Raw genomic sequence first — 21,342 nt, forward strand, 5'->3', positions numbered from 1 at the left:
GCCCCACAAGAGTTACCGGCCCGTCAGAGCTACCGTACGGGGCCAGGGTATGAGTCGCGCTCAGTGACGAGTCAAGACCAGTCCACTGGTCGGGACGCCGGTGCCGGCGGTCACGAGCACGGCCTCGGCGTCGCGCACCTGGTTCACGGCCGTGCCGCGGATCTGCCGCACGGCTTCGGCGATGCCGTTCATGCCGTGGAGATAGGCCTCGCCGAGCTGCCCGCCGTGCGGGTTGAGCGGCAGCGCGCCGGCCAGTGTCAGGGTGTCGCCGGCGATGAAGTCCTTCGCCTCGCCGCGGCCGCAGTAGCCCAGCTCCTCCAGCTGCATCAGCACGTACGGGGTGAAGTGGTCGTAGAGCACCGCCACGTCCACATCGGACGGTCCGAGCCCCGACTGCGCCCACAGCTGCCGGGCCACCACACCCATCTCGGGCAGCGCCGCGAGGTCGTCGCGGTAGTAGCTGGTCATCACGTACTGGTCCGGCCCGATCCCCTGCGCCGCCGCGGCCACCACAGCCGGGGCGTGCCGCAGGTCGAGCGCGCGCTCGACGCTCGTGACGACCAGCGCCACCCCGCCGTCGCTCTCCTGGCAGCAGTCGAGCAGGTGCAGCGGCTCCGCGACCCAGCGCGACGCCTGGTGCTCGGCCAGCGTGATCGGCCGGCCGTGGAACCACGCCGCCGGGTTGGTCGCGGCGTGCGCGCGGTCCACCACCGCGACGCGGCCGAAGTCCTCGCTGGTGGCGCCGTAGTCGTGCAGGTAGCGGCGCGCGACCATGGCGACGGTGGCAGCCGGCGTCGCGATGCCCATCGGGTAGTGGAACGCATTGTCCACACCGGACGAGTTCCCCTGCGTCGCCGCGGCGGCCGACACACGGCCGAAGCGCTGTTCGGAGCGTTCGTTGAAGGCCCGGTACGCCACCACCACGTCGGCGACCCCGGTGGCCACCGCCATCGCGGCCTGCTGCACGGTCGCCGCCGCGGCGCCACCGCCGTAGTGGATGCGGCTGAAGAACTCGAGCTCCGGGATGCCCAGCTCCCGGGCCAGCGCGATCTCCGCGCTGCCGTCCATCGTGAACGACACCAGTCCGTCCACTTCGGACGCAGACAGGCCGGCGTCGGCCAGCGCATGCGTCACGCATTCGGCCGCCAGCCGCAGTTCGCTGCGGCCCGAGTCCTTGGAGAACTCCGTGGCCCCGATCCCGGCGATCGCCGCCGCGCCCGCCAACGTCACGACGCACCACCGGGCAACGTGAGGGAAACCGTGCCGGTCAGGTGCTCACCCAGGCTGCCGGTGGCGGACACGGCCACCTCGACCTCGAGCCCCGAGCGCGAGACCACGTGGCCGGTGAACGTGAGCGTGTCCCCCGCGTAACACGGCACACCGAGGCGGATCTTGATCGACCGGATCACCGCCTCGGGCCCGGCCCACTCGCTCACGAACCGTTGCACCAGACCGGTGTCGGTGAGGATGTTGAGGAAGATGTCCCGCGAACCCCTCGCGACGGCGGCGTCACGGTCGTGGTGCACGTCCTGGAAGTCGCGGGTGGCGAGCGCGGTGCTGACCACGAACGTCGTGGTCGCCGCGATCCGCAACGGCGGCAGTTCGACAGTCATCGCGCCACCCGCCACGCCGGCAACGTCAGCTCGTCGTCCACCCGCACGAACGCGGCGGCCACCGGCAGCCCGACCCGCACCTCGTCCGGCGCCGCGTCGAGCAGCTCGGCCATCACGCGCACGCCTTCCTCCAGCTCCACCAGCGCGACCACGAACGGCAGCCGCTTGCCCGGCACCGGCGGGTGGTGGTGCACGACGTAGCTGTAGACCGTGCCGCGCCCGCTCGCCACGGCGTAGTCCGGCGTCGCCGCCAGCGAGCCGTCCGGCGGCATCGGCCCCGGCGGGTGGCGCAGCACCGAGCCCCAGCGCTGGATGCGCAGCTCGCCCTCCCGCAGGCCGGCCCAGAAGAACTGCGTGTCCCGGCTGATCACCGGGCGCAGCACGGGCGCGGGCGGCTCGGCGGATACCGGCCGGAACTTCAGCACCCGGAACACCATGTCCGCCACGGCTTCGCCGTCCACCGTCCAGCGCATCACCGTGGTCACGAACCAGCCCTCACCCAGCGCCGTGCGCTTGGGTCCGGTGACGTCCGCCAGCTCCGTCGTCACCGCCACCCGCTCGCCCGGCCGCAGGTACCGGTGGTACGTCTGCTCGGAGTTCGTGGCGACGATCGAGGTGTACCCGGCCTCGTCGAGCACCGTGAGGATCGCGCCCATCGGGTCGTCGTCCGCGCGCACGCCGTGCAGGCCCGGCATCGTCCACACCTGCGCCATCGCCGGCGGCGCCACGAGTCCCTTGTGGACACTCGGGAACGATGCGTCGGTGTACACCGGATTGGTGTCCCCGATCGCCTCCACCCAGTTGTGCACCATCGCCTGGTTCACCGGATCCCGCGCGAGCCGCGGCGCGCACGGCCCCGCGGCGGCGATCTTCGCAGCGGCTTCCTCGATCGTCGTCATCGCGGCACCCTCGGCAGTCCCAGCCCGGCGGAGGCGATCAGCTCGCGCTGGATCTCGCTGACGCCCCCGCCGAACGTCAGCACCAGGTTCCGTTTGGCCAGCACGTCAAGCCATTCGGCGAGCTCGGCCGTCTCCGGGTCGGCGAGGTCGCCGTGGCGTCCCACGAGCTCTTCCAGCAGCCGTCCGATCCGCTGGATGCGCTCGGAGGCGAACACCTTCGTCGCCGACGCGTCGGCCACCGCGACCGGGCCCGTCCCGGAGGAAACCTGCCAGTTGAGCAGTTCATTGACCCGCGCCACCGCGAACGTCTCGGCCAGCACCGCGCGCACGTCCGGCAGGTCGAGCAGCGGCAGGCCGTCCGGAGTGCGGCGCGCGGCGGCCCACGCCCACACGCGGTCGTGCAGGCCGCCGATCCGCCCCGCCGGGCCGAGCATCACGCGCTCGTGGTTGAGCTGCGTGGTGATCAGCCGCCAGCCCTCGTTCTCCCGTCCCACCAGCAGGTCCGCCGGCACGCGGACGTTCTCGTAGTAGGTGGCGTTCACGTGGTGCGCGCCGTCGCAGGTGATGATGGGCGTCCACGAGTAGCCGGGGTCGCGGGTGTCCACGATGAGGATCGAGATCCCCTTGTGCTTCGGCGCGTCCGGCGAGGTCCGCGCGGCGAGCCAGACGTAGTCCGCGTCGTGGCCGCCGGTGGTGAAGATCTTCTGGCCGTCGACCACGTACTCGTCGCCTTCGCGGATCGCGCGCGTGCGCAGCGAGGCCAGGTCCGTGCCCGCCTCGGGTTCGGTGTAGCCGATGGCGAAGTGGATCTCGCCCGCGAGGATCCGCGGCAGGAACCGCGCCTTCTGCTCCTCGGTGCCGAACTCCTGCAGCGTCGGCCCGACGGTCTGCAGCGTCACCGACGGCAGCTGCACGTCGGCGCGCGCGGCCTCGTCCACGAACAGGTGCTGCTCGATCTCACCGAACCCCTGGCCGCCGTACCGCTTCGGCCAGCCGACGCCGAGCTTGCCGTCGCGGCCCAGGCGCCGCACGAGGGCGCGGTACACCGGCCCGTGGCGCTCCCGCAGCAGCGCGCGGCGTTCCTCGGGCGTCAGCAGGCCCGCGAAGTACTCCCGCAGCTCGGTGCGCAACGCCTGCTGCGCGGCCGTCAACTCGATGTGCGTGCTCACCCGGCCACCCGCTCCCCCAGCCGGCCCAGCCGGTGCGCGGCGCCGCCGAGCGCCCGGCCGAGGTCCGTCACCGCCGCGGAGTAGCGGTGCAGCGGGTACTCGCGGTCGACGCCGAGGCCGCCGTGCAGGTGGTGGCATGTCGCCAAGGCCGCGGGCGCTTGGTCGGTGAGCCAGTAGGCGGCGACGTCGAGCTCCGTGTCGGCGTCGAGGCCCGCCGCCAGCCGCCAGCCGGCCGACGTCGCGGCCAGGTGCACGGTCCGGGCGGCCACGTAGACGTCGGCGATCTGCTGGGCCACGGCCTGGAACGCCGCCAGCGGACGGCCGAACTGGGTGCGCTGGGCGATGTGCTGCGAAGTCAGGGCCAGCGCGCCGGCCAGCAGCCCGTCGCCCAGTGCCAGCGCGCCCGCGAGCGCGAACCGGTGCAGCGTGGCGACGGCGTGGCCGGGTGAACGGTCGCGCAGGAACTCCGTGTCGGCCAGCCGCACCCCGGCCAGCCGCACGGTGTACTCGGGCGCGCCGCTGGAGCTGTGCGTGCGGACGAGCTCGACGCCGTCGGCGTGCGGATCGACCAGCGCCACCGCGGTACCACCCGGCAACGCCACCGGAGTGAGGATCCGCGTGGCGTCCGCGGCGCACGGCACGCCCGTCTTGACGCCGGTGAGCTGCCACACACCGTCGGCGGCCTCACCCACGGTGCCGGGCACGGTCGTGAGCGGCGCGGACGGCTCGTGCAGCGCCGCGGTGAGCACCTCGTCTCCTGCCGCGACCGGCGGCAGCAGCCGAGCGCGTTGGCGCGGGGTGCCCAGCGTCTCGACCGGCAGCACACCCAGCGCCAGCACGGCGTACGCGGGTACGGCGGCGGCCGCGCGGCCCACTTCGGTCAGCACCGCGGCGACCTCCGCGACCCCGAGCCCGTCGCCCCCGAGGTCCGCGGGCAGGGCGAGCGCGAGCAGCCCGGCGCCGGCCAGTGCGCGCCACCGCTCGCCCGGGTCGGCGGATTTGCCAAGCACCCGCGCGGTCAGCGCGGCGATCTCGGCCTGCGTATCGTCTGGGGTGAAGTCCACGCCGGTCCCTCCCTCCGGATGGCCGCCACAAGTGGAACACGTTCTAGTCTTAACCGGAAGGGGCGGGATCGGCAACCCCCGGTGGCCTCGGCGACCGGGTACTCCAGAAGCGGAACAGGCCGTCGAGCGAAGAGGGGTGCCGGGTCGACGTGGGTGCAGAACAGGTTCTTCTAGGCGCGCTGAGCGACGTCGGCTGGCAAGCGACCCGGAAGCTGGCCACGATCCCGTCCACCGCCGGAGTGCCGGACCCGGAGCCGCTTTCGCTGCCGGGCCGCGGCCAGACCGTGGTGGTCGACGTCGGCCCGCGCCAGGCGCCCGCGATCATCCTGCTGCACTCGGTGGCCTGCACCGGCCTGCTGACCTGGTACCCGGTGCTGGAGCGGCTTTCCGCGCACTACCGCGTGGTCGTGTTCGACCAGCGCTGGCACGGGCAGGGCATCCGCTCCCACGAGTTCACCCTGCAGGACTGCGCCGACGACGTGGTGGCGGTGGCGGACGCGCTCGGCATCGACCGGTTCATGATCGCCGGCTACTCGATGGGCGGCATGGTCGGGCAGATGGTCGCCTACCAGCAGCGCGAGCGCGTGAGCGGGCTCATCCTGTGCTCCACGGCGAGCTACTTCCGCCGCGGCGTGCGCCAGCGCGTGGCGCTCGACCTGTTCGGGCGCACGCTGCAGCTCATGCGCGACCAGGCCAAGATCGGCCTCGTGCCCGGCGAGCCGCGCCGCGAACGGCTCGCCCGCCTGGAGGACCACCGGTGGGCGCTCGCCGAGTTCCGGTCCACGAGCCCGTGGGCCATCGCCGTCGCACTCGACGAGATCGGCCGCTTCGACTCGGCGCCGTGGCTGCACACGCTGCGCGTGCCGACGTCGGTGGTCGTGACCAGTCGAGACGGTTTCATCGCCCCGGCGCACCAACGGTCGCTGGCGCGGCGCATCCCGGGCGCGGCGACGTACGAGATCCCCGCCGGGCACACGGCGTGCGTGCTCGCGGCGAACCAGTTCGTGCCCGCACTGATGGCGGCGTGCACGTCGGTGCACGCGGCGATCGCCGACGAGGAAACCGGCCGGGTGCGCGAAGAGGAACCCGACTCGGCGTGAGGGTCAGTGGTTCGTGAGGCCAGTAGTTCTGAGGCTCAGTAGCTGGAAACCAGGTCCGCGGGGCTGAGGTCGAGGCGGTAGGGCACCTCGAGGTGCGCGATCTCGTCGCCGGTGACCTCGGCGTCGAGCACGTATTCGGTGCCCTCCAGGCGAAAACAGCTGAGCGTGGGCTCGTTGGGCTCGATGACCCAGTAGAACGGGCAGCCGGCCGCGGCGAGGCGGGCGGGCTTGAGGTGGCGGTCGATGTAGCGGCTGGACGGGGAGACGACCTCCACCGCGAGCACGGGCACGCCCACGAGCGCCCGCTCGGTGAAGGTCTCGCGCCGGCCGACCACCACGTCGGGGATCATCACGGTGAACTCGTCGAGCACGACGTCGACCGGTGCGGGGAGCACCTCGCAATCCGCGGGGCACACCGGGCTGAGCGCCGCGAGCAGGCGCGCGACGACCCTCTGGTGCAGCGGACGCGGGGACGGGCTCACCAGAAGCGTCCCGTCCACCAGTTCGTATCGATGGCGTTCATCCGTGATCGCCTCCAGGTCCCGACGGGTGAGACGGTCGCCGTGTGCGAACGACGGGACTGTCATCATGCTGCCCCCAGGACGGGCCGATCGGAAAACGACTACGCCAGCGTAGACGTGCACACGCGGCAGCGCGAACCGTCCTCCGGCGTGGTGGAAACCCGGGCGGCCTATTCTTCCGCGCGCCGTCAGGCGTTCGCCGTCACGTACGGTCACGGAAATGCGGCGAAACAGACCCGGACAGCCCAGGAGAACCCCGTGCGACAGGGCCGTTCGAGTTATGTGAGCGAATTCTCGGAATGGCCATTCCAGGTAGGGTAATACGACACCAATGGATTACCCCGTGGACGTCTGAGCTGGGCCAAACCCGATGTTTCGTGACGCCGTAATCGTGTCCCCCTCGGCTCTACATCACGGTATCATTGCGCGAACCGGCGGTGCGGGAAACCCCGATTAAGGTGAACTTCACCATTCCGCACCGCGTTCGCTCTCCGTGATTAACCGGCTGGACCGGAAAATCACGCATTCTGACCCGACGTTCGCACGCGTCAGCACACTTCGGTGGTGGTCATGCCTGCCCCGTCCGCACCCAGCCGGCCCGTCTCCCTCTTCCGCCTCGACGGCACCGGCGCCGAGCCCGACCTGCTGGTGTCGCTCAAACCCGAGCAGGTCACCACCGACACGACGGTGGACCTCTCCGGCACGCGCGCGCGGCTGGTCGCCGGCGCGTTCCACACCGAGATCCCGCAATGGCTTCCGCACGCGAGCGCGTTGACCGGGAGCGAGCTCGACCTGTCGTCGACGCTGCCGTTCGCCGTGCTGCTCGTGCCGCGTCCACCTTGGACATACGCGGTGTCCTGGGGCGCCGGGCATCTGGTGCTCAACGACGAGTACGTGGAACAGGGTTTCGGGCTGCTGTTCGGGATCCGCCGCCTCGACCCGTTCGACCTCGGGCTGGTGTCGAGCGCCGCGCTCGACGTGTCGGCGCGCGCCACGCAGATCTCGATCCCGGGCGGTGGCGAGCTTTCCGCGTTCCGGCTGGAGCCCTATGGCGACCTCGTGAACCGGCTGGCCGGGTCCGCGGACCTGACCGACCTCACCTACGGGCGGGTGACCGGCAAGCGCTACCGGATCCGCGTCGGCAACTCGCTCTACGTACCACTTGCGAAGGAACCACAGGCTTTTCTCGCGGATCTCGACGCGGTGGGTGCCGTCGTGGACGAGCCCGACGCGTCCTCGGCGCTGCGGTTCGTGGCGCAGACGCGGCCGCTCGACCGCCACCACCGGCTCGTGCCGACGCTGGAAGCACGGCTGGCCGAAGCGCTCGGCGGCGGCACCGACGCGCCGCTCGGCCTGGCATGGCCCGCGACCGCGGTGAACGACGCCGAGAACGCGGGCTCGTTCCGCATCACCGGCCTGGGTTCCGGCGGGCCGCTGCACGTCGAGTCGCGGCTGGAGCTGGAGCACCTCACCGGCCGGCTCGCGCAGTTGCCCGAGGACAAGCGCGTGAAGGCTCTGCGCGCCGGGCGCGTGGTCACCTGCGCCGACGAGGCCGGCGAGGAGGAGACCGGGTCGCCCGTGCAGGTCGCGAAGTGGCTCGTGTTCGAGACGACGATCGGCCACACGCGTTACGTGTTCCACCAGGGCCGCTGGTACCGCATCGGCGAGACGTACGTGGAGCAGATGCGCGAGCAGGTCTCGCAGCTGCTGGCGCGCAAGTACGAGTGGCCGGACCTCACGTGGAAACCCACCGGCGAGCCCGACGACGAGAACCGCTACTGCCGCCAGGTCGCGACGCTCGACGGCTACGTCTGCCTCGACCGTGACACCGCGACCACACCATTGCACCCGCGGTTCGAGCTGTGCGACCTGCTGGGCCCGGGCAACGAGCTGATCCACGTGAAGTGGCTGGGCCGCGCGACGGCCGCCAGCCACCTCTACACCCAGGCGCTCGTGTCGGCCGAGGCGCTGCACGACGAGCCGGAAGCGTTGGCGCAGCTGGCCGAGAAAGTGTCTACTTCGGACGAAGGTCGCGTGCTGACCGAGGCGCCGGACACCGTCATCCTTGCCGCCGCGGGCCGCGCGTGGAACGTCGACGAGCTGTTCACGCTGTCGCAGGTCGCGCTGCTGCGGCTCGACCGGGCGGTGCGCAGCCTGCAGGCGACGTTGAAATTCGCCGACATTCCGTACAAGGCCAAGAAGAAGACCACCGCTCAGCCGGCGAAGCGCCGCCGGAAGGCCTGAGCGGCAGGCGGTTGCGCCCCGGCCCGGCTACGCTGGGAGTTCCCCGACGAACGGTGCCGCCGATGACTGCCGATCCCGCGATCCGCGCCCGGATCGAAGAGCACTGGCACGCCTCCGAGGCCGGCGACATCGACACCGAGCACGCGATCTACGCCGTAGACGCGATCCTCGACTACCCGCAGTCCGGCGAACGCTTCCGCGGCCGTGACCGGATCCGCGCGCAACGCGGCGGGCACCCGGCCGAGCGCCACTTCACCATCAGCCGGATCACCGGCGGCGGCGACCTCTGGGTGAGCGAGTGCGTGATCACCTACGACGGCTCGCCCACCCATTCGGTGAGCATCATGGAGTTCACCGACGGCTTCGTCACGCACGAGACCCAGTACTTCGCGGATCCCTTCCCCGCGCCCGAGTCGCGGGCGGCCCTGGCCGAGCGGATCCCGGGCTGACGTCAGGCCGGCCTGGCCTTGAGCAGCTCCGTCATCGCCTCGGGCAGGGCCTCGGCCAGCGGCCAGAGGTCCTTCACGAGCTCCTTGGCGCCGAGCAGGCCGACGCCGACCTTGCCCTCGTAGGAGAAGACGGTGACGTTGAGCCCGGCGCCGTGGAAGACCGGGCCGAGCGGGTAGAGGCCGGTGACGCGGGCACCGAGCAGGTAGAGCGGCATCTGCGGGCCGGGCACGTTGGAGATGATCAGGTTGTGCACCACCGGGTGGCGCTCGGCCAGCCGCAGCGAGGAGTAGGCGCGCACGCCGAGGCCGAACACCGTGGCCGGGGAGAACTGGGCCCAGTCGGCGAGCATGTCGGCGTCGATGTCGTAGTGGTGGTCCTTCGACAGTCGGTTGGCCTCGGCGAGGAAGAACACCCGCGCGGCCGGGTCACCCAGGTGGGTGGGCAGTGAGGCGAAGAACGCGGACACCTTGTTGCTGCCGTGGTCGCGTTCGGTGCGCTCGTGCACCGACACCGGCACGGTCGCCACCAGCGGGTCTTCCGGCAGTTCGCCGCGGCCGAGCAGGAACTGCCGCAGCGCGCCGGAAACGAGCGCCAGCACCACGTCGTTGACCGTGACACCGAAGGCGTTCTTCACGCGCTTCACGTCGGCGAGGTCCACTTGGGCGAAGGCGACGCTGCGGTGACCGGTGATCGTGCCGTTGAGCGAGGTGCGAGGCGCGGTGAACGGAACCGGCATTCCTTTGCCGCGCAACGTCTTGCCGAGCCAGCGCGGCACCAGCTCCACCAGCTCGGGCAGCAGCTTCGCCATCTCGAACGGCCGGTGCGCGAGGCCTTCCATGCTTTCGCGCAGGATCTCGACGCGCGTGGGCAGGCCGCTGTTGTGCTGCTTGTCCTGCGGGATCTCCGGCAGCGGCGCCTCGGGTTCCAGGCCCGCGAGGTAGGTGATCAGGCTGGCGCCGCCGACGCCGTCGATGCTCGCGTGGTGCATCTTGATGAGCACCGCGATGCCACCGTTCGACAGGCCCTCGATCACGTAGAACTGCCACAGCGGGTGCGCGCGGTCGAGCTGCTGGCCGGCGATGTGGGCGCACAGCTCGGCCAGCTCGCGGTCGTCGCCGGGCGCCGGCACGCCGATGCGGTGCAGGTGGTTGTCGAGGTCGAAGTCCTCGTCCTCGACCCACACCGGGTGGCTGAGGTTCCAGAGTGGATTGTGCAGTTTGCGGCGGAATTCCGGAATCAGCGCGACGCGCTCGGCCAGCCGGCGCTGCAGCTCGGCGAACGAGTAGCCGCCGGGGATGGTGGACCCGTCGAGGGTGAGCAGCCCGCAGACGTGCAAGACCTGCGCAGGGGTCTCCAGGTAGAGGAAACTCGCATCCAGGCCGCTCAGTCTCTGCATGTCGCCAGGGTAAGGCAGAACCACGAACGGGGCGGGGCGCGGCGGTAGCATCGGGAAGGTGAAACCGGCCTTCCTCACCCGCCGGGCCGCGCAGCTCGGCCTCACCGCCGTCGCCCTTCGCCCGCCGCGCAACCGTGTCACGTCGATCCCCGTGTTCTTCGGCGCGTGGCTCACCGACGAGCTGGCTCCGCAGCTGCTGGCGCTCACCGCGTTGGACACCGCGCAGCACCTGGTGCGGCACGGGCGGCGGTCGTCGAAGGCGGGGCTGGCCTTGGCCGCGCTGTCGGCGGCGGGGCTGGGCTCGCTCGTGGCGACGGCGCAGAAGGCCCGCGGCGAGGTCGAGTCGGCGCTCACCGAGGCACTCGGGCCGGACTACTCCACGCGGCTGGAGCGTCCGCCGAGCTCGCGCGACCTGGCGACGCCGTGGGGCCAGCTCGTGCTGCCGTTCCGCGGACGCGACCCGGAGGTCGTGCGTGAGCGCAACATCCCATACGCGCCGGGTGGCAAGCGGTTCCTGCTCGACGTCTTCCGGCCCGCGAAGCCGGTGACCGGCGCGCCGGTGCTGCTGCAGATCCACGGCGGCGCCTGGACGATCGGCAACAAGGACGAGCAGGGCCAGCCCCTGATGCACCACCTCGCGCGCCGCGGCTGGGTGTGCGTGGCGATCAACTACCCGCTCGCGCCCGCCCACCGCTGGCCCGCGCACGTGGAGGCCGCGAAGCGCGCGCTGGTGTGGATCCGGTCGAACATCGCTTCGTACGGCGGGGATCCCGGTTTCGTCGCCGTCACGGGTGGTTCGGCGGGCGGGCACCTCGCCGCGCTGCTCGCGCTGAGCCAGAACGACCCGGCCCTGCAACCGGACTTCCCCGACGCCGACACCAGCGTGCAGGCCTGCGTGCCGCACTACGGCGTCTACGACATCGCCGCCACCAGCGGCGCGGCCGAGAGCCAGTACCGGCTGGAGAGCCTGCTGGCCCGCCGCATCTTCTCCCCCGACCGCGACCCGGTGACCTACCTCGACGACTACGTCGCCGCCTCCCCGCTCGACCGCGTCTCCGAGTCCGCGCCGCCGTTCTTCGTGATCCACGGCCGCAACGACTCCCTCGTGCCCGTCGAGGAGGCCCGCGAGTTCGTCGCCCGGCTCCGCGCGGTTTCCCGGCAGCCCGTCGCCTACGCCGAACTCGCGGGCGCGCAGCACGCGTTCGACATCTTCCCCTCGATCCGCAGCGCCCACGTCGTCCGGGGCGTGGAACGGTTCCTCGACCACACCTACCGGGCGTGGGCCGCGGCGGACCGGTAGCTCAGGGTTCGAGCGGCGCATCTGTGTCGGCGAGGCGGTCGGCGCGGATCAGGGCCTCGCCGGCGCCCTCTCGCCGCGGCAATGGCAGCACCCCTCCCGCGCGACCCGGCGAACGCGGCAACGGCCCCCACACTCCGGCCTTCCGGCCGTCGCGCGAGGGCCGCCGCACGGCCGGAACCTCAGGGTTCGAGCGGCGCGTCCGGGTCCGCGAGGCGGTCGGCGTCGATCGGGCCCTCGGCGCGGATCAGGGCCTTGAGCTGGTCGCCGACGTCCCAGACGTTGACGTTCATGCCGGCCAGCACGTGGCCGTCGCGGAGCCAGAAGGCGATGAATTCGCGCGCCTCGACGTCGCCGCGGAAGACGACGCGGTCGTAGGCGCCCGGGTCGACGTGGCCGTGGTACTCCATGCCCAGGTCGTACTGGTCGGTGTAGAAGTACGGGAGCTCGTCGTAGGTGGCGTCCTGGCCGGCCATCGCGGCGGCGGCGACGGCGGGCTGGTTGAGGGCGTTGGCCCAGTGCTCCACGCGCACGTGCTTGCCGAGCAGCGGGTGGAGCGCCGAGGCGATGTCGCCGGCGGCGAAGACGTCCGGGTCGGTGGTGCGCAGGGACGAGTCGACCACCACGCCGTTGTCCACGGCCAGGCCCGCGGCCTGCGCGAGCTCGACGTTGGGCGCGGCGCCGACCGCGACGAGCACGGCGTCGGCGGCGATCTCCGTGCCGTCGTCGAGGCGGACGCCCGTGGCCTTGCCGCCCTCGGTGGTGATGGCCTCGACGTGCACGCCGAGGCGCAGGTCGACGCCGCGGGCGCGGTGCAGGTCGGCGAAGACCGTGGCGACCTCGCGGCCCAGCACGGCCAGCAGCGGCAGCTCGGCGACCTCCAGCACGGTCACCTCGGCCCCGGCCTCGCGCGCGGCGGCCGCGACCTCCAGGCCGATCCAGCCCGCGCCGATCACGGCCAGGCGCGTGCCGGCGGTCAGCGTCTCCTTGAGCTGCGCGGAGTCGCCGAGGCGGCGCAGGTAGTGCACGCCCTCGGCGTCGGCGCCCGGGATCGGCGGGCGACGCGGGCTCGAGCCGGTGGCCAGCAGCAGCTTGTCGTAGCCCACGGTCTCGCCGCCTTCGAGGCGGACGACGTGGTTGTCGCGGTCGATGGCGGTGGCCGTGACGCCCAGGCGCAGGTCGACGTCGTGCTCGGCGTACCAGCCCTCCTCGTGCACGAACACGCTCTCGCGCTCGGCCTTGCCGGCGAGGAAGTCCTTGGACAGCGGCGGGCGCTCGTAGGGCCGGTCGGGTTCGTCGCCGATGAGCGTCACCCGTCCGGTGAACCCCTGTGCCCGCAAAGCCTCCGCGGCCTTGGCGCCGGCCAGCCCCGCGCCGACGATGACAAAACCCTGCTCTGGCAAAGGAAACAACTCCTTTATGCGTTGACGCCCGTGAGTGCGAAGAACTCCTGGCGGGAGCGGGCATCCTCCCGCAACGTGCCCAGCAGTGTCGAGGTGACCGTGCTGGAGCCGGTGGCCTGCACGCCGCGAAGCGTCATGCACGTGTGCTCGGCCTCGATGACCACGCCGACTCCCTTCGGGCTCAGCTGCTCGCCCAGCCAGCCCGCCACCTGCTTCGTGAGCCGCTCCTGCACCTGCGGCCGGCACGCGAAGTGCTCGACCACGCGCGCGAGCTTCGACAGGCCCAGGATGCGGTCGCCCGGCAGGTAGCCCACGTGCGCGACGCCCGTGAACGGCAGCAGGTGGTGCTCGCACACCGACCGTACGGGGATGTCGCGGGCCAGCACCAGCTCGTCGTAGCCCTCGTCGTTGGGGAACGTGGTGAGGTCGAACGAGCGCGGCGTGAACAGCTCCGCGTACGCGCGCGCCATGCGCTCGGGGGTGCCCTGCAGGCTCTCCGTGTCCAGGCTGACGCCGAGCGCCCGCAGGAAGTCGCCCGCGGCGCGCGCGGCGGCGGCGAGATCGATGCCGGGGTCGGGTTCGTGAACGACGTGCAGAGCAGAGCCGGAGCGCATGGGGACCCCTCGGGGTTCGGCGGGTTTTCGTCCATGAATATTGGTCTTATTGCCGTCCTTGGTCAAGGTGACCAGTTCAACAGGGTGAACCGATGCTTGCGGACACGTTTGTGGGCGTTATCGTGGACCTGTGACGACTGAGCCCGCCGCTCCCGCGATCAAGGCCGTGGCCGCGCTGGAGGAGGACCTGCGCCGCGGGATGTACGCGTTCATCCGCGGCGCGGCGCGACCCGTCACGCGCGACGAGGCCGCCGCGTCGGTCGGGATCTCGCGCAAGCTCGCCGCGTTCCACCTCGACAAGCTCGTGGACGCCGGCCTGCTGCGCTCGCGCTACGAGGCCGTCGGCGGCATCCGCAAGGTCGGCCGCACCCCGAAGGTGTACGAACCGGCCGACATCGACTTCGCCGTCACCATCCCGCCGCGCCGCCACGGCGTGCTCGCCGACATCCTCCTCGACGCCGTCGTCACCGAAACCGAAGGCGAGTCCGCCCGCGTCGCCGCCCTGCGCGTGGCCGCCGAGCACGGCGAGGACCTGGGCGCCACCGAACGCGCCTCCCTGCGCCCCGGCCGCCTCGGCGCCGAACGCGGCCTGACGCTCACCGAAACCGTCCTCGCCCGCCAGGGCTTCGAGCCGCGCCGCGAAACGCCGACGTGCGTACGGCTGCGCAACTGCCCGTTCCACCCGCTGTCGGGCAAGGCGCCGGACCTGGTGTGCGGGATCAACCAGGCGTACCTGGGCGGGGTCGTCACGGGCCTGGAAGTGCCGGGCGTCGACGCGGTGCTGATCGATCCCGCACCCGGCGGCTGCTGCGTGGAGCTGCGGGCGGATCAGCCCGGCGGATAGGCGACGTCGAGAGGGTCGGCGGACGGTGGGCCGTCCAGGTGGCAGGCCGAGCCGGTACGGAGGAAGCGGTGGTCGCGGCCGTAGCGGAGTTGTGCGCATGGCTGCAGCAAGCCGCCACCCGGTCTGGAAACGGGCCGGGCCCGCGCAGCGTGTCGGACCTGGGGCGCCCGACACCGCCGCGGGTGCCGGTCGATCCGCGGCACGGCTGGAGCTGCGGGCGGATCAGCCCGGCGGATAGGCGACGTCGAGAGGGTCGGCGGACGGTGGGCCGTCCAGGTGCCAGGCCGAGCCGGTGCGCAGGAAGCGGTACCAGCGGTGGTCGCGGCCGTAGCGGAGTTGCAGGGGGCCTTGGGTCACGCGGTTGCGCCAGGTCGTGATGGGGTCGGGGAGGCCGGAGTCCGAGAGGCAGGTGCGGGCGGCCGCGAGGGGGCCTGGGCCCGGGGACCAGGTTTCGCGCACGACGGCCAAGCCGCCGCGGCCGGCTTCGCGCCAGGAGTGGGCCCACGCGGTGAGATCGGGCAGCGTGACGCCGGCGGCGTGGGCCAGGGCGGGGAGTTCCTCGGGCGGACGGGCGGCGGCGCGGCGGGCCAGGTCTTCGTCGAACGTCAGGTCGGCCGCGGTGCCGCCGGAGAGCAGCAGGTCGCGGGCGAGGGAGGCGGCGTCGGCGGCGAGGGTGCCCAGGGCGGCCGACGTCCAGCCCGTGGCGGCCGGCGGGTCGAGGTCGAGGACGGCGGGTGGGCCGGCCACGTCGGGCACGGGCGGCAACCGCGGCACGGCCGTGACGCGGCGGGCGTACGCGCGTTTCGGGGTGAGGCCGGGGTCGTGGACCTTCGTGCGCGACGGGCGGTCCGGGGCGCGCAGCGTGCGCAGCCGGGCGAGGACTTCGTCGCGCGGGCGGCCGCGGAGCTTGAACAGCACGAACGGGTCGGTGTCGACCTCGTCGGCCACGACGTAGTACACGGCGGCGACGTGTTTGCACGGGTTCGCCGAGTCGGGGCACGAGCAGCGCGGCTTCAAGTCACCCGGACCGGGGAGCAGGTCGGCGCCCGCCTCGCGGGCCTGGGCGGCCAGCTCCTCGGGCAGCTCGCCGTCGAGCAGGGCGGCGGTGTGACCGAGTCGGCGGCCGACGACGTCGAGCAGCGTGTCCCACTGCTCCGGCGAGAACTCCTTCATCCGGATCGTCACGTGGTACGGCTCGGGACGGCTCCCCCGCACGCGCGCGATGACCTCGCCGGCTCCGACGTGCAGCGCGCTCACGGTGTCCTTACGCGCGTACGTGCGCCCGCGCGGCAGGCGGTTCGGGTCGACGCTCGCGCGCTGCTCCAGCGCCTCCACCCAGGCGCGGCCCCACCAGGTGTTGCCGAAGGTCCTGCGCGGGGGCATCATCCACCGCCGAGCCGGACGAGGTCGGCGAGCTGGTCGTCGGACAGCTCCGTGATCCAGTCCTCCCCCGCGCCGACCACGGCCTCGGCCAGCCCGCGCTTCGCCTCGAGCACCGTGGCGATGCGCTCCTCCAGCGTGCCCTCGGCGATCAGCCGGTGGACCTGCACGGGCCGGTCCTGCCCGATCCGGTACGCGCGGTCGGTCGCCTGGTCCTCCACGGCCGGGTTCCACCAGCGGTCGTAGTGGATCACGTGCGTGGCGCGCGTCAGGTTGAGCCCGACGCCGCCCGCCTTGAGCGACAACAGGAACACCGGCACCTCGCCGGACTGGAACGACGCCACCAGCTCGTCGCGCCGCTTCGGCCCGACCTCGCCCGACAGCAGCGCGACGGGCAGCCCGCGGTCGGCGAGGCGGCGTTCGAGCAGGCGGCACAGCTGCACGTACTGGCTGAACACGAGCACGCTGTCGCCCTCGTCGAGGATCACGTCGAGCAGCTCCTCGAACGCGGCGAGCTTGCCGGAGCGTCCGGTGAGGACTCCGCCGCTCTCCTTGAGGAACTGCGCGGGGTGGTTGCAGATCTGCTTGAGCTCGGTGAGCAGCTTGAGCACCTGCCCGCGCCGCTGCACGCCCTGCGACGCGCGGATCTCGGCCAGGTTCTCCCGCACCACGGCCTCGTACAGGGTGGTCTGCTCGGCCGTGAGCGGCACGAACCGGTCGGTCTCGGTCTTGCGCGGCAGCTCCGGCGCGATGTCGGGATCGGTTTTCTTGCGCCGCAACAGAAAGGGGCGCACGGTCGTGGCCAGCCGCTCCGTGGCGGTCTGGTCGCGGTCGCGTTCGATGGGCCGCGCGACGGTGCGGCGGAAGCGGTCGAGCGGGCCGAGCAGGCCCGGTGTCGTCCAGTCCATCAAGGACCACAGCTCGGTGAGCCGGTTCTCCACGGGCGTGCCGGTGAGCGCCACGCGCGCGGCGGCCGGGACCTTCCGCAGCTCTTTCGCCGTGGCGGACAAGGGGTTCTTCACGTGCTGGGCCTCGTCGGCGGCGACGAGACCCCAGTCCACTTCGGACAGTGACGCGCGGTCGCGGCGGACCACGCCGTAGGTGGCGAGCACGACCTCGTCGGGCAGCAGGTCGTCGAGGTGACGGCCGCCGCCGTGGAAGCGGCGCACGCGCACGTCCGGCGCGAACCTGGCGAACTCACGTTCCCAGTTGCCGAGCAGCGACGTCGGGCAGACCACCAGCGTGGGCCCGGCTTTCAGCGCGCGGCGGTGCAGGTGCAGGGCGATGAGCTGGATGGTCTTGCCCAGGCCCATGTCGTCGGCGAGGCACGCGCCGAGACCGAGGCCGGTCATCGTGGCCAGCCAGCCGACGCCCGCGAGCTGGTACGGGCGCAGCGTCGCCGCGAGTCCGTCGGGCGGGCCGACCGGCTCGGGGCTGCGCTCTTTGAGCCGTTCGACGAGGCCGGCGAGCGCGGGCTGGGCGGCGAATTCGACCGTTTCGCCGTCGAGTTCGAGCTCGCCCGTGAGCGCCGCGGCGAGCGCTTCGGCGCCGGTGAGCTTGCGGTTGCGCTTGGCGCGCATGCGGGCGAGCAGGCGTGGGTCGAGCTTCACCCACTGGCCGCGCAGGCGGACGAGCGGCCGCTTGGCTTCGGCGAGGGCGGCGACTTCCTCGTCGGTCAGCTCGGCGCCGCCGAGCGAGAGGCGCCAGCGGAACTCCAGCAGGCCGTTCAACGGGAACGCGGGACCGGCCTCGCTGGCCGGCGCCTGCGTCGCGCTCGCCTTCGCGCGGACTTCGCCGGCGAAGAGATCCTTGGGCCACAACACTTCGATGCCGGCGCCGCCCAGGTCGCGGCCGCCTGGGCCGAGCAGGTCGACGACGTCGTCGTCGGACAGCGCGAGCTCCGTCGGCGCGGCTTCGGCGAGCACGCGTCCCAGCGGCGGCCACGCTCGCGCGCCGCGGCGCAGGCCGAGCAGCAGCTGGGTTTCCACCTGGTCACCGAGGCGGTGCAGCACGGCGTCGGGCGCGTCCCAGAGCGTTGCGGCTTCGACGACCAGGCTCGGCTCGAGCGCGGACCGCACGGCCAGCACGCCCGCGAACTGCTCGTCTTCGCGCGCTTCGACCCGCAGGATCAGCTGCGCGCCGTGGGGCCCGCGGGCGTCCAGCTCGGTGAGCCACGCCGCCCCGTCCGGCCCGACCTGCGTCGGCTCGGCCTCCGCGAACGCCGGCCCACCCGCCCCGACCGACGCGGCGGGGCTGCGCACGAGCACGTCGGCCGCCGCGTCCCACAACGCCCGGACCAGCGACTCCGGCGAGTGCAGCCGGATCCGCTTCACCCCGGACAACGGCAACGCATGCGCCTCCGGCGGCAACGCCGACGCGAGCCCACGCAGCAGCTCCTCATCGGCGGCGTCCAGCGGCCCCACCCGCCACGACCCCACCCCGCCGGCCGTGAGCGCCGGCCGCAACCGCCCGCGCGCCACCAGGTTCACCCCGGCGTTCACCACGGCCGACCACGCGGCGATCGCCGGGCTCACGTCGTCGGGCACCACCAGCAGCCGCGGGATCGCCCGCGCCAGCGGGACCAGCCGCGCGTCCACCTTGGTGCGCGCGAACTTCTTGTCGTTGGGCAGCACGAGCTCGATCGCGGTGTCCCCCGCGACCTCGTCGCCCCACAACGCCAGCACACCCTCCCGCGGCGGGTCCGAGGGAAGGTAGGTGGCCTGGGTCAGCGCGCCGAACTCCACGCCCAGCACCGTAGGGCAGGGGTACGACAAACAGCTCAGCGCGGCAGGCCCAGCACCCGCTCGGCCACCGCCGAGAGCAGGACCTGGGTGGTGCCGCCGGCGATGGAGAGGCAGCGGGTGAGCAGGAACTCGTGGGACGGCGGGGTGTCGGGGAGCAGGTCGGGGGCCAGGTCCAGGGCGAACTCCGCGACGGCCTGCCGGTGGCGGACGCCCAGGAGTTTCGCGACGGCCGACTCGGCCTCGGGGCCTTGGCCGTCGAGGCGGCGGAGGGTGGCGCGCAGGTCGAGCACGGAACAGGCGCTGCCGGAGCCGATCAGGGCGCCGAGGCGGTCGAGGGTGGATTCGCCGGGGGCAAGGCCCGCGCCACGATGCCCTTCCGGGCCGGGCTGGCCGCCCGCAGCGACCGCGCCGCCCGGGCCACCGTGCCCAGTCGCGCCGATCCGGTCGCCCGGGCTGCCCGCGCCGCTCGGGTCGCCCGGGCCGCCCGGGCCGCCCAGGCCGCCCAAGCCGCCCGGGCCGCCCGGGCCGCTCGGGCCGCTCAGGTCGCTCAGGTCGCTCGGGTCGCCCAAGCCGCTCGGGTCGCCGTGCCCAGTCGCGCCGATCCGATCGCCCAGGCCGCTCGGGCTGCCCAGGCCGCTCGGGTCGCTCGGGTCGCCCGCGCCGCCCAGGCCGCCCGCGCCGCTCGGGTCGCCCAAGCCGCTCGGGTCGCCGTGCCTAGTCGCGCCGATCCGATCACTCTGGCCGCCCGCCCCGCTCTGGCCGCCCGCACCGCTCGGGCTGCCCAGGCCACTCGGGTCGCCGGGGCTGCTCGGGCCGTCGAGCTCGCCCGCGCCGAGCCCGAGGCCGATCTCGGACAGCAGGGCCTCCACGCCCTCACCCGCCGCGGAGCCCTTGCCCAGGGCGACGCGTTCGCCGGCCAGCGTGGTGCGGGCCAGGCGCCAGCCATCGCCCGGGGAGGCGACGACGTCGGTGTCCGGGACGAAGACGTCGTCGAGGAAGACTTCGTTGAAGACGCTCGCGCCGGTGATCTCGCGCAGCTGGCGGGTGGTGATGCCGGGCGAGCGCATGTCGACGAGGAAGTACGTGATGCCCTTGTGCTTGGGCGCGGCGGGGTCGGTGCGGGCCAGGCAGATGGCCCAGTCGGCCTCGTGGGCGAGCGACGTCCACACCTTCTGCCCGCTTAGGCACCAGCCGCCGTCGACGCGGCGGGCGGTGGTGCGCAGGGAGGCCAGGTCGGAGCCCGCACCGGGTTCGCTGAACAGCTGGCACCACGTCAGTTCGCCGCGCAGGGTGGGGCCGGTGAAGCGGGCGCGTTGCTCGTCGGTGCCGTGTTCGAGGATCGTCGGGATGGCCCACGCGCCGATCACCAGGTCGGGCCGGCGCACGCCCGCGCGCGTCAGGGCCGCGTCGATGCGCAGCTGTTCGGCGGGGCCGGCGCCGCGGCCGTGAGGCGCGGGCCAGTGCGGTGCCAGCAGCCCCGCGTCGGCCAAGGCGACGCGACGGCGGTCTTCCGGCAGAGCGGCGATCTCCCCTACGAGCGCGGTGAGCTCCGGCGAGTCGTCCACGGCCACATCCAGCGTGCGCCGCTCCCCGGCCAGCGCGAGGCGAGCCGCGCGCTGGCGCCACCGCGCGGAGCCGCCGAGCCAGTGCCGCAAGGCGAGAGCGCGGCGCAGGTACAGGTGCGCCGGGTGTTCCCACGTGAAGCCGATACCGCCGAGGACCTGGATGCAGTCCTTGGCGTTGTCCACGGCCGCGTCGAGCGCCACCGCCGCCGCGCTCGCCACCGCGATCGCGTGCTGCGAAGAGAAAGCAGTCGTCGCAGCGTCCCAGGCCAGCGCCTCGGCTGCTTCGGCGCGGCACAGCATCTCGGTGCACAGGTGCTTCACCGCCTGGAACGCCCCGATCACCTGCCCGAACTGCTCCCGAACCCGCGCGTACTCGACCGCCGTCGTCAGGCACCACCGCGCGACGCCCGCCGCCTCCGCCACGGCCAACGTCGCCGCGAAGTCCCGCGCGTCCGGCAGCTCCAGCACGTCGGCCACCGGCACCCGGTCGAAGTGCACCCACGCGAGCGGACGCGAGAAATCGAAGGGCGCCAACGGTTCCACGCGCACCCCCGCCGCACCCGGCGGCAGCAGCACGTGACCACTCGGCACGGGCGCCAGCAGCCACGACCCCGCGTCGGCACCCGGGACCGCCCCCGAACAACCGTGCAGGAAGCCGTCGGCACACGGCGCTTCGAGCAGCACGGCCACGCGCGCGCCCCCGTCCGCGATCGCCTCCACCAGATCCCCACCGCCGAGCAGCAGCCCGGCCAGCGCCGTGCTCAGCAAGGGGCCCGGGACCAGCGAAGAAGCCGCTGCGGCCAGCCCCGCCGCCAGGTCCGCGACCGAGCCTCCGGCGCCACCCACCGACGGCGGCAACGCGACCCCGAACAACCCCAGGTCGGCGAACCGCGCGGGCACCTCCGCGCCGACCTTCTCGGCCGCGCGCACGGCCTCGACCGGATCGTGGGCCCGGGCCCAGTCGTGGATCGCGGCGGCCAGCGCCGCCTGTTCGCCGGTGAGCGCGACCGCCATCGGGGCCTCCTCGCGTACGGGACTA

General features: G+C 73.0%; 17 protein-coding genes. 5 read left to right on the forward strand and 12 right to left on the reverse strand.

Annotated elements, in window-relative coordinates; all coding sequences use genetic code 11:
• Window positions 1-60: 60 nt before the first annotated feature.
• From AB0878_RS29330 to AB0878_RS29350, 5 genes are read right to left on the reverse strand one after another with little or no spacing between them, the layout of a single operon-like run.
• The gene (locus tag AB0878_RS29330) at window positions 61-1,230 is read right to left on the reverse strand and encodes a lipid-transfer protein (protein ID WP_366583448.1); all 1,170 of its coding nucleotides are present in this window, start codon (window positions 1,228-1,230) and stop codon (window positions 61-63) included.
• On the reverse strand, window positions 1,227-1,613 hold the full coding sequence (locus AB0878_RS29335; RefSeq protein ID WP_366583449.1) for a MaoC family dehydratase: 387 nt from the start codon (window positions 1,611-1,613) through the stop codon (window positions 1,227-1,229). Before AB0878_RS29335 ends, AB0878_RS29330 begins: the two co-directional genes overlap by 4 nt.
• Complete coding sequence (locus AB0878_RS29340) at window positions 1,610-2,512, reverse strand: OB-fold domain-containing protein (protein WP_366583450.1); 903 nt, start codon at window positions 2,510-2,512, stop codon at window positions 1,610-1,612. Before AB0878_RS29340 ends, AB0878_RS29335 begins: the two co-directional genes overlap by 4 nt.
• Window positions 2,509-3,681, reverse strand: coding sequence for an acyl-CoA dehydrogenase family protein (locus tag AB0878_RS29345; RefSeq protein WP_366583451.1), 1,173 nt, complete (start codon window positions 3,679-3,681; stop codon window positions 2,509-2,511). Before AB0878_RS29345 ends, AB0878_RS29340 begins: the two co-directional genes overlap by 4 nt.
• On the reverse strand, window positions 3,678-4,745 hold the full coding sequence (locus AB0878_RS29350) for an acyl-CoA dehydrogenase family protein (RefSeq protein ID WP_366583452.1): 1,068 nt from the start codon (window positions 4,743-4,745) through the stop codon (window positions 3,678-3,680). Before AB0878_RS29350 ends, AB0878_RS29345 begins: the two co-directional genes overlap by 4 nt.
• Window positions 4,746-4,894: 149 nt before the next feature.
• Between AB0878_RS29350 and AB0878_RS29355 the strand changes: the two genes are divergently transcribed.
• The gene (locus tag AB0878_RS29355) at window positions 4,895-5,845 is read left to right on the forward strand and encodes an alpha/beta fold hydrolase (RefSeq protein WP_366583453.1); all 951 of its coding nucleotides are present in this window, start codon (window positions 4,895-4,897) and stop codon (window positions 5,843-5,845) included.
• A 35-nt stretch (window positions 5,846-5,880) separates the two neighbouring features.
• Here AB0878_RS29355 and AB0878_RS29360 read toward each other — a convergent pair whose 3' ends face one another.
• Window positions 5,881-6,432 carry a Uma2 family endonuclease gene (locus AB0878_RS29360; protein ID WP_366583516.1) on the reverse strand — a complete coding sequence of 184 codons (552 nt, stop codon included), beginning with the start codon at window positions 6,430-6,432 and terminating at the stop codon, window positions 5,881-5,883.
• Window positions 6,433-6,936: 504 nt separating this feature from the next.
• Here AB0878_RS29360 and AB0878_RS29365 point away from each other — a divergent pair.
• Window positions 6,937-8,610: a TIGR04141 family sporadically distributed protein gene (locus AB0878_RS29365; protein ID WP_366583454.1), complete on the forward strand. Its 1,674-nt coding sequence runs from the start codon at window positions 6,937-6,939 to the stop codon at window positions 8,608-8,610.
• A 62-nt stretch (window positions 8,611-8,672) separates the two neighbouring features.
• Complete coding sequence (locus AB0878_RS29370) at window positions 8,673-9,059, forward strand: nuclear transport factor 2 family protein (RefSeq protein WP_366583455.1); 387 nt, start codon at window positions 8,673-8,675, stop codon at window positions 9,057-9,059.
• 2 nt (window positions 9,060-9,061) lie between these two features.
• On the opposite strand, the gene AB0878_RS29375 is transcribed toward AB0878_RS29370, so the two are convergent.
• Window positions 9,062-10,456: a wax ester/triacylglycerol synthase family O-acyltransferase gene (locus AB0878_RS29375; protein ID WP_366583456.1), complete on the reverse strand. Its 1,395-nt coding sequence runs from the start codon at window positions 10,454-10,456 to the stop codon at window positions 9,062-9,064.
• Between the two features lie 58 nt (window positions 10,457-10,514).
• Here AB0878_RS29375 and AB0878_RS29380 point away from each other — a divergent pair, with 58 nt between their 5' ends.
• Window positions 10,515-11,756 carry an alpha/beta hydrolase gene (locus tag AB0878_RS29380; protein ID WP_366583457.1) on the forward strand — a complete coding sequence of 414 codons (1,242 nt, stop codon included), beginning with the start codon at window positions 10,515-10,517 and terminating at the stop codon, window positions 11,754-11,756.
• 179 nt (window positions 11,757-11,935) lie between these two features.
• Here the strand turns inward: AB0878_RS29380 and AB0878_RS29385 are convergent, their stop codons facing one another.
• Together AB0878_RS29385 and folE are read right to left on the reverse strand one after the other, a co-directional pair.
• On the reverse strand, window positions 11,936-13,156 hold the full coding sequence (locus AB0878_RS29385) for an FAD-dependent oxidoreductase (RefSeq protein ID WP_366583458.1): 1,221 nt from the start codon (window positions 13,154-13,156) through the stop codon (window positions 11,936-11,938).
• Between the two features lie 14 nt (window positions 13,157-13,170).
• Window positions 13,171-13,770, reverse strand: a complete 600-nt coding sequence (gene folE, locus AB0878_RS29390) for a GTP cyclohydrolase I FolE (RefSeq protein ID WP_220238222.1) — start codon at window positions 13,768-13,770, stop codon at window positions 13,171-13,173.
• Window positions 13,771-13,969: 199 nt separating this feature from the next.
• On the opposite strand from folE, the gene AB0878_RS29395 reads away from it, so the two are divergent.
• On the forward strand, window positions 13,970-14,614 hold the full coding sequence (locus AB0878_RS29395; protein WP_366583517.1) for a transcriptional regulator: 645 nt from the start codon (window positions 13,970-13,972) through the stop codon (window positions 14,612-14,614).
• A gap of 222 nt (window positions 14,615-14,836) precedes the next feature.
• On the opposite strand, the gene AB0878_RS29400 is transcribed toward AB0878_RS29395, so the two are convergent.
• From AB0878_RS29400 to AB0878_RS29410, 3 genes are read right to left on the reverse strand one after another with little or no spacing between them, the layout of a single operon-like run.
• Window positions 14,837-15,997, reverse strand: coding sequence for an SWIM zinc finger family protein (locus tag AB0878_RS29400; protein WP_366583459.1), 1,161 nt, complete (start codon window positions 15,995-15,997; stop codon window positions 14,837-14,839).
• Complete coding sequence (locus AB0878_RS29405; RefSeq protein ID WP_366583460.1) at window positions 15,997-18,747, reverse strand: DEAD/DEAH box helicase; 2,751 nt, start codon at window positions 18,745-18,747, stop codon at window positions 15,997-15,999. Before AB0878_RS29405 ends, AB0878_RS29400 begins: the two co-directional genes overlap by 1 nt.
• A gap of 26 nt (window positions 18,748-18,773) precedes the next feature.
• Window positions 18,774-21,317, reverse strand: a complete 2,544-nt coding sequence (locus tag AB0878_RS29410; RefSeq protein ID WP_366583461.1) for an acyl-CoA dehydrogenase — start codon at window positions 21,315-21,317, stop codon at window positions 18,774-18,776.
• Window positions 21,318-21,342 lie beyond the last annotated feature (25 nt).

The organism is Amycolatopsis sp. NPDC047767 (genome assembly GCF_040704195.1).
Taxonomy (GTDB): Bacteria; Actinomycetota; Actinomycetes; order Mycobacteriales; family Pseudonocardiaceae; genus Amycolatopsis.